Origin of the sequence: uncultured Methanobrevibacter sp. (assembly GCF_902769175.1) — an archaeon.
Taxonomy (GTDB): Archaea; Methanobacteriota; Methanobacteria; order Methanobacteriales; family Methanobacteriaceae; genus Methanobrevibacter.
The window spans coordinates 26,912-34,176 of record NZ_CACXNW010000034.1; the positions used below are offsets into that span (position 1 = coordinate 26,912).

Here is a 7,265-nt window from a genome sequence, read left to right on the forward strand (position 1 = left end):
AATTTTTTTATTTTACTTTTCTATTTTTCATTTTTTTTTTATTTTTCATTTAATTCTTAATTTTTTTTAGTTTACTTTTCTATTTTTCATTTCATTTTTTTATTTTATTTGATTCTTAATTTTTTTTAACTTTTTCATATGTCTTATTTTAAATCTTTATTTTCATTTTAACTATTTCTCCGACCTTATTTTTTCTTTATTTTGATTCATAAAAGGTTAAATTATTGGATTCTATAATTGTTTCAATGTCTAAAAACTAATTTTTACTATATTTTCTAATTTTATTAAAAATTTTTATCATATTGTTTTATAATTTTTATTAAAAATTATTCATTATATCATTTATTAAAATTTAAACAGTATTTATTATTTAATAGTTTTAAAAGACATAACTTGCTTTATTGATGTAAATATTATAACTTTTTTGAATAAATGACACTATTTTATATAATATGATTTTCTTAAATAATTATGTAGATTAGATTTTTCTATTTATCTAATTTATAATATATTATAAATTAAATATTATTTGGAAATATGAATAAAAAAATAGGAATTATTTTAGGGATTGCATTATTAGCGTTCTTAGTCATTGGTGCATCCAGTGCAGGTTTCCTCGATTTCTTAGGAGGAGACGGTGGATCTGCTGATAATGACAACAGCACTTTAGTTGTTGGTTTCGATGCAGAATTCCCTCCATACGGATACAAAGACGATAACGGGGAATACACTGGTTTTGACCTTGAGTTAGCTCAAGAAGTTTGTGACAGAAACAATTGGACCTTGAAGAAACAGCCAATAGACTGGGATGCTAAAGATGCAGAATTAGAATCTGGTTCCATTGACTGTATTTGGAATGGTTTCACCATCAACGGTAGAGAAAATGACTACACATGGTCTAAACCATACATTAACAACAAACAAATTTTCGTTGTTAAAGCTGATTCTGGAATTAAAACTGCAGCTGACTTAAAAGATAAGATTGTAGAAACTCAAAAAGACTCTTCAGCATTATCCTCACTTCAAGGGGACCAAAAAGACTTAGCTGAAATCTTTAAAACCTTAACTCAAGTTGCTGACTATAACACTGCATTTATGGACTTAGAATCCGGTGCATGTGATGCAGTAGCTATGGATATTGGTGTAGCTCAACATGACATCAGTTCCAAAGACAATCCTACCGATTACTTCATTATTCCTGAAGAAATCTCTTCTGAACAATATGGTATCGGATTTAAAAAAGGAAATGAACAATTAAGAGACCAAGTTCAAGACACTTTAGATGAAATGTTTGAAGACGGTACTGTTATGAAAATTGCACAAAAATATGCAGATGACGGTATTCCTGGATCTCTTATTGTTAACTCAGAATAAATCTTTTAATGTTTATGCATAATTTATTATGCATGAACCTTTTTTATTCTTTTTAGATGATAGGTAAGCTAAATAAATTATTTGAATGCTCTATTTTTATTAAAACCCTTTTTAAATAATTTATTTAGTTTATTTATTACACAAATCAAATTTTTTTATTTTTTTGGGGAATTTAAATGTTATTAAGTAAAATTTTAGAAGAATTGTTGTGGGGTATGTGCACTTCAATTGAAATATTCTTGCTTACATTATTATTCGCCATTCCTCTTGGTTTAGCTGTAGCTGCAGGGAGAATGAGTAGTTTCAAGCCATTGCAATGGCTGATGAAAGCATATATTTCAATAATGAGAGGTACTCCTTTGATGCTGCAATTGATTGTAGTATTCTTTTCACCCTATTATATATTTGGTATGACTCTTTCAAGCGAATTCAGAATGGTTGCAGTTATCATTGCATTTACCATTAACTATGCAGCATACTTTGCAGAGATTTTCCGTGGAGGAATTGAATCCATTCCAAAAGGTCAATATGAAGCGGCACAGGTTTTAGGTTACAATAGGTTAGAGACTTTATTTATAATTATTTTGCCACAAGTTATAAAAATAGTGCTTCCTTCCGTTACCAATGAGGTCATTACTCTTGTAAAGGACACATCCCTTTCCTTTGTGCTTGCAATTCCGGAAATGTTTACTGTTGCAAAACAAATTGCAGCTGCTGAAGCATCTATTTCAGCTTTATTAATTGCAGGAGCATTCTATTACATATTCAATGCACTTGTAGCTATTGTCATGGAACGCTTTGAGAAAAGGTTAGATTATTACGATACATAGGAGAGATATCATGAGTTTATTAACAGTTAAAAATCTTAGGAAAAGTTTTGGAGACAATGTAGTTTTAAAGGATATCTCTTTCAATGTGAAAAAGGGGAAGTGTTATCCATTATAGGTCCTTCCGGATCAGGTAAATCCACTTTGCTTAGGTGCATTACAGATTTGGAAACTGAAGACAGCGGAACAATCGATTTTGATGGAACCTTTGGATTAGTGTTCCAAAACTTTAACTTGTTCCCTTATCATTCTGTAATGAAAAACATTACCAATGCACCTATAAGAGTTCAAAAAAGAAAGAAGAAGTATATGAACATGCAAGGGGCTTGCTTAAAAAGATGGGTCTTGAAGATAAGGAAGATGCCTATCCTTCTGAGCTTTCTGGTGGACAGCAGCAAAGGGTCTCTATTGCAAGGGCACTTTGTATGGATCCAGACATTCTGTTCTTTGATGAGCCTACTTCTGCTCTTGACCCAGAGCTTACTGGTGAGATCTTGCAGGTAATCAAGGATTTAGCTGCAGAGCATATGACAATGGTAATAGTTACCCACGAGATGAACTTTGCTCGTAATGTGTCTGATATGATTATTTTCATGGATGGTGGAGTCATTGTAGAGGAAGGTTCACCTGAAGAGGTATTCTCATCAGATAACCAAAGAATGAAGGATTTCTTAGGTAAATTCTATGAATAGATAGAATTTCACCTATAAATAGCTTTTTGAGGATTCCCCTCAAAAACCTTGATTAAGAATTTCCTTTTTTTATTTATTTTCTTATTTTTTCACTTTTTTTTAGTTATTGAGTGTTTGCTAAAAGTCTATTTTTTGTTTTCATTTTTGGTTTTTTTATAGTTTTTTTTTAGTTTATTTATTTTCTTATTTTTTCACTTTTTTTAGTTATTGAGTGCTTGCTAAAAGTCTATTTTTTGTTTTCATTTTGGTTTTTTTATAGTTTTTTTTTTTTAGTAAATGGAGTGATGCTAAAAGTCTATTTTTTGTTTTCATTTTTGGTTTTTTTATAGTTTTTTTTTAGTAAATGGTGTGTTCGCCATAAGTCTATTTTTTGTTTTCATTTTTTGGTTTTTTTATAGTTTTTTTTTAGTAAAGTTTGAAAAAAAATCTTTTGGCAGGCACTCAAATAAGGAATGTAAGTGCTTACATGCGGAAAAATATATATTTAAGAATTATAAATGTAAATGATGTATATTATATGATATTTTACTAAAATAATGAATATTATAAGATATTATATATTTTTTTTACAGGAGAATTTTATGAATTATAGGTATTTTTTATTTATTTTTTTTTTTTTTTTTTTTTTATTTGGGTTTTTTTTTATAGGTATATTTTATTTATTTTGTTGTTGTTTTTTTCAGTATCTGCTGTTTCAGCAGTTGATTTGGATAATGTTACTGAATTGTCTGCTGATATGGATGATTATTTAGTTGATAATCCTGCAGACATTGATAATGTGGTAGATAACTCATTATCTACAAGTCATACTTTGTATAGTGATGATGCTTTAGGCTCTGCTGATTCTGATGGTTCTCATTTACATTTGAATAGTGAACTTTATAATACAGATAAAAACAGGGCAAAGTATTCAGGGGATAAAATCATAGTTGAAGATTCTATTGCTGTAGGTAATTTTAGCTTATTGTATAAGGACCTTTGTGATTTTGTGGATAATAAAGATTACAAAACAGTTATTGACGGTGGACAAACACGAAAAGTCATTGATTCAAATAAATATGGCAAAGTTCATACTTTTAATTTAACTAGGGATTATATCTATGATGATTCTACTGATAGTGAGTTTATTACTGGTATTTTTTAAGTAGTACTCCTAATCATAATACATTTAGTGATATAATTATTGATGGTAACGGTCATTTTATTGATGGTAATGGACTTGCCAGTGTATTTAAAATCGGTGGTTTTAATGTAAAAATTTGTAATTTGAATTTTAGGAATCTTTCTACTATTCATGATTATTATAGGGCTGATTTATTTGGTGATAAATATCCTAAAAAATCTTCTATGGATTCTGCACCTATTATATGGATTGGAGGTTCCGATTCTATTGTTAACTGTACTTTCATTGATAATATAGGTTATTCTGGTGGTTCAATCCTATGGAGCGGAAACAACGGATATATTGGCCATAATAAGTTTATCAACAATCATGTCCGATGTTTGGGAGGTTTTGCTTATATTGAAGGAACAAATGTCACAATCTCCGATAATTTGGTTGCCAACTGTGAAGCCAGATTCGACGGCGATGCACTATATGTTAAAAACTTTTCTTCATGTATTGTTGATCATATGAATTTTATTAAAGTTAATGATACTAATTCCAGTTTTGTTGCTCCGGATATAGTTGACGGTGCTTTAATGGATGTTGATAGTAGGGTATGTTTCCCATCATACATGACTTTCAGTTATACTGTTGTAGATACTTTCCCGATTCTTTATGGGTCTTTATTCTATGGTAAAAATTATTTTAATTTAGATGATGGTATTTGTGCTTTTACTAGTTATGATAATGATACAAATGTTTTATCTCTGACTTTAAGTAAGTATATTTATCCTACAATTGAAATACGTAAAATGGTTAATATTCAAATCAATGAAACTGACTTAACATATACTTTCCTTAATCTATACTTTGATAAAGGCACATTTGAGATTATTAAGCATGTTACTGTAAATAGTGTTGAGGATTATATTAAAGCTAATGGAATCACAGCAGGTACTGTGAAATCTGACTATAAAAAGTTATTAAATGAAAATGGCATTGATGATTTGGAAAAATCAATGTATGTGTTAAACGTTGTATTTAATAAGACATTGTCAATTGGAAGTGATTTGTCTTGGACTCCAAAAGGTTTTGGGGTGATTAATATTGAAGGTGCAGGCTCACACATCAATATCGAAAATAAGGCAGGTAATGAGAAGAAATTTGCTGACTGGAGTGGAGATGGAATATTTGTTGCATCAAATCTCAAAGTCTCCGGATTCAACAATGCATTTAGAAATATTGGCGCTCAGATGATTTTGAGAAATATTGAAATTTTTGAAAATAAAATGGATTACATTTTTGACCGTGATTATGGTGCTGGACTTTTTAATAGTGGTGTTGTTTATTGTATGAATTGCACATTTCATGACAATAAAGCTAAATATGGGCTGCTATCTTCAATCAAGGCCTATTAATTATAACCAATAGTTCATTTTATTCCAATGATGCTTATAGCGAAGGCAAAGACATCATGAATATCGATAAAGGAATTGTTAATATTGACGGTAAGAATTATACTGCCTGTGATGGGGAAAACATTGCCTATATGAAAAGTTTAAGTACTGGATGGCAAACTGCCATTAAAGTTGTTTCATATGCTGGATCTTTTGTTTTAGGTTTTGTTGCAGGTTTTTTAACTGCTAATCCTTTAGTTGGTATGGCAGTAGGTGCAGCTATTGGTACTGCAATAGGTTCATTTTCTGCTGCTGTTGTTTGTAGTTGTGTTTATGATGTTAACTTTTGCAGATGGTCCTGTGCATTGTCTTTAATCGTCGGATCTGCATGTTGGGGTGCTACTGGTGGTCAAATTGGAGGATCTATTGGACAAATCGTGGAAATATTGGACGCCAAAGCAGAGTTTGAAGCGGCTGTAACTCAATATAACCAGGATATGGCAAAATACAAAGGTGTGGATTTAGTTGACGCCGCCGCAAATGATCCCAATGTGGCGAACGATTTGATTGCGTTTTCACAAAAAAAGGCTGCAACTCAACTTAAGTTTATTGATGCTTATTACAAGTGTTTTGGGACTGAGCCATATTCTTCTTTTTTAATTGGTCATCATGTTAGGTATATTAGTGGTAGTAGTGCTGAATTTCTTAAGAACTGTATTTATACACTTACTAATATGGAAAGGGACCTTGCTGCTGCTGAGCTTATTTCTAGTGTGTTTGTGACTGTTAATATTATTGCGTCCAGTATTGGTAGTGCGTTTATTGTTGCTGGTGAGATAAACTATGAGATATTAATTGCTCCTTCTCTTACTTATGCTAATCATTATGATTTTAATAAAACTTTGTCTTCTGATTCAAAATCATTCATAGTTGATTCAGATCTAATTCATAGTATTAAAATTGACAAGGATGGCGACATACAAGTGGTAAATCAGTTTATCGATCCAGATAACTCTTCATTTACAGCAGAAGAAATAATTGATGCTATTTCATCTATTGATGTAAATAGTAGAAATGTAATAGATTCTATTTTGTATTAGTATCCATAAGGAATGTTAATTCATTCCATATTATTGGGAGTGTCTGATAATTATTTGATTATCAAATCTCCTTCTTTTTATTTTTTTGAGACTGTAAAATTTTATAGGCTTATTTTAATTTTATCAGATTTCTTTAAAAGTAAAAATCAATATTCTGATTTTAAGCCTAAACTTTTTTACAAACTCATTTTTTTATAAAAATAACCTTGTTTAATCCTATTTTATTTTCTTTTAATTAAATTATCTTATTTTTTTAAGAGTTCTGGATAAATGATTATTATTTCTAAGTCTTTTTTTATTATTATAAATTAATTTAAAAACTATTTTATATTATTAAAAATATACATATATTTAATTTATTAAATAGGGGATTTTTTAAATTAACTCTTATTTTATAATTATTTGATGATTATTATTTTATTGAAAAAAGAGGCAAGCCTATGCTAATTAAAATTAATGGAGAAGATGTGGATATTCCTGAAGGTTCTACCATCAAGGAGGCTATTGAAATTTCAAATGCTCCTTACAAGAAAGGCAGTATCGTTTGTCTTATTAAGGGAGAAAGCGAAATACAAAGCAATATTCTCAAATATAAGATAAAGACACCTAAGGGAAGTATTCTCATTGAATTGGAAGTTTCTGAAAAATCACAACCTTTAACTGATTTCTTCAAGGAAAACTATTCTCAGTTTATCTCTAATAATGTTCGTTGGGAAACATCTAATGAAGTGGCTATAGGTCCTGTAAGCTCTAATTTTGAACCTTCACAT

5 protein-coding genes and 2 pseudogenes are annotated in these 7,265 nt (G+C 29.8%); all 7 read left to right on the forward strand.

What is annotated here, in order from left to right; translation table 11 throughout:
- Positions 1 to 537 precede the first annotated feature (537 nt).
- Entirely contained in the window at positions 538 to 1,374 is an 837-nt protein-coding gene (locus tag QZV12_RS11445) for an amino acid ABC transporter substrate-binding protein (RefSeq protein WP_295621948.1), read from the forward strand.
- Between the two features lie 176 nt (positions 1,375 to 1,550).
- Positions 1,551 to 2,204: an amino acid ABC transporter permease gene (locus QZV12_RS11450; protein ID WP_295621951.1), complete on the forward strand. Its 654-nt coding sequence runs from the start codon at positions 1,551 to 1,553 to the stop codon at positions 2,202 to 2,204.
- Positions 2,205 to 2,214: 10 nt separating this feature from the next.
- Positions 2,215 to 2,893 (forward strand): annotated as a pseudogene (locus tag QZV12_RS13755) (amino acid ABC transporter ATP-binding protein).
- A gap of 664 nt (positions 2,894 to 3,557) precedes the next feature.
- Positions 3,558 to 4,037 carry a hypothetical protein gene (locus QZV12_RS11465; RefSeq protein WP_295621957.1) on the forward strand — a complete coding sequence of 160 codons (480 nt, stop codon included), beginning with the start codon at positions 3,558 to 3,560 and terminating at the stop codon, positions 4,035 to 4,037.
- Between the two features lie 122 nt (positions 4,038 to 4,159).
- Positions 4,160 to 5,416, forward strand: a complete 1,257-nt coding sequence (locus QZV12_RS11470; RefSeq protein WP_295621960.1) for a hypothetical protein — start codon at positions 4,160 to 4,162, stop codon at positions 5,414 to 5,416.
- Between the two features lie 56 nt (positions 5,417 to 5,472).
- Positions 5,473 to 6,495 (forward strand): hypothetical protein, encoded by a 1,023-nt coding sequence (locus QZV12_RS11475; RefSeq protein ID WP_295621963.1) that lies wholly within the window; start codon positions 5,473 to 5,475, stop codon positions 6,493 to 6,495.
- Between the two features lie 440 nt (positions 6,496 to 6,935).
- Positions 6,936 to 7,265: pseudogene (locus QZV12_RS11480) on the forward strand (methanogenesis marker 3 protein); the annotation flags it as partial.